This is a genomic window from Pontibacter rugosus (assembly GCF_042678745.1).
Lineage (GTDB): Bacteria > Bacteroidota > Bacteroidia > Cytophagales > Hymenobacteraceae > Pontibacter > Pontibacter rugosus.
The window spans coordinates 1-1,693 of record NZ_JBHTLD010000400.1 but is presented as its reverse complement, the minus strand read 5'-3'; the positions used below and the strand labels follow the sequence as shown (position 1 = coordinate 1,693).

Below are 1,693 nucleotides of genomic sequence, written 5' to 3'. Positions count from 1 at the left end.
CACTTAATTCCCATTTCTAAATGTCGCTACAGTGCAGTTAGATTTCAATAACCAAAAGACAATATTGCATTATCCAACTTGAACAGTACCTAGGTAGCTGGATATATCTGCATGGGTATGAAAAGAGAAGTAAGAGTTTCGGGCTTTATGGCTCACATCATCCCAGTGTTGTTCTTCAAACAAATTTCTTATGCCTTTATAGAAACGTTCAACGGGAGCTTTCTAAAAATGGGTGGAGGCTAATTAGATAATTTTTGATAATCATAAAGATGTATATAATTCAACAGGGTGTAGGGATTAAAAGGTGGAGAATATAAGACAAGCTTCAGAATATACTATTGAAAACAAATTTTAAAGTCGATTAATAATTTAGCTGTGAAGTATTTGCAATGGAATAATGCTGTTGGTAAATGGTTGTTTAACGAAGATAAAGCAGAAGAGGAAGTATATCTCTTTGTAACAAGACAAGACATAATCAATATAGGAAGAGAGAATGGGCTCAGTTTAAGTGATGAAGACATTTTCTTAGACTTTATTAATGCTGTACGTATCGGTATACCTGGAAGTCCAAGAAATGGAAACTTGTTAGAAAATGCCTTTTATGTGTATAATAAATGGATAAAAGGCGTTTCAAGCATAGACGGTATACCAGTTGAATATCCACTTTATTTAGTGTATTTAATTTTATTTATCATTCCTTTAACAGAAGATGAGAACATATCATCTCGTAAAATTTCATATTACCCACCATCAAAAAGGTTTTTTGCAAAATACAACCTTCCGGTATTACCCAACCAAAATGAAGGCTCAAATTGGAATTTGCTATGGCAAGATTTGGAGGAGTGGAGCATAATCAAAAATAACACAGAGCTTGGATTCTTTGAACTACATCCTTTTTCAAATTCAAGCTGGATATACGTTGGCAAACCTCTTTCGCAATGTGTGTTTTCACCCCTTGATATCAAAGCACTCCCTGCATTTTTTGCATCTTCTGGACTTGTTCCAGGCGAGCAGTTAGATGATTCTACACTCCGATATACCTTATTATCATTTGGTAATAAGCATCTTAACTTATCGAGCAGATTATATAATGCAATCAACGACGTAAATAATGAGTTGGGACAATCTATCCTCAGTATTGTAAGACGGAATTATCAAAATTGGACAGGAAATACAGATTTCTATGAATTTAATGAGAATAAAGTTAGGAAAGGGTACACTATTGCACCACTTCGGTTGTGCTTAGAAGGAGACAAGGTAAGGGGATACAGAACTTATTATAGATTATATACTAAACTTGACCTGCCGGAGGATCTAATATTTAATTATAATCAAAAGCAATATAAGTGTCATGAATTTGGGAATGGCTGGTCAAAGCATCTGTTACTGCCTTTTATCGAGGGATTTGAAATTCAAGATGAATTGAATAAATGGCAAGGGAGATTTATTGATAAAGATATAAGGCTCCTTATAGATGGCAGGAATTTTCATATGAGTGGTTGGGTAGAAGTTCCTTATATGGTTGCTTCCAAAATGCTCATAATGGCAAAAGATGAGCAATCTGCTAGCATAGAAACTTGGGGGAATTGCTTTCCTGAAGGCAATTTTGTAAAAATACCTTTCTTAGGAATAAAAGGACACGTTCTTTATGAGATTACGAACCCTCCCGTTAGTCATCCCGAAATAAAATTAC

Annotated in this window: 1 protein-coding gene; it reads left to right on the top strand. The window is 34.6% G+C overall.

The features are described from left to right. Nucleotides 1–375: 375 nt before the first annotated feature. On the top strand, nt 376–1,693 hold a 1,318-nt coding region (locus ACFQ2O_RS21525; protein ID WP_377532943.1), incomplete at its 3' end, for a hypothetical protein.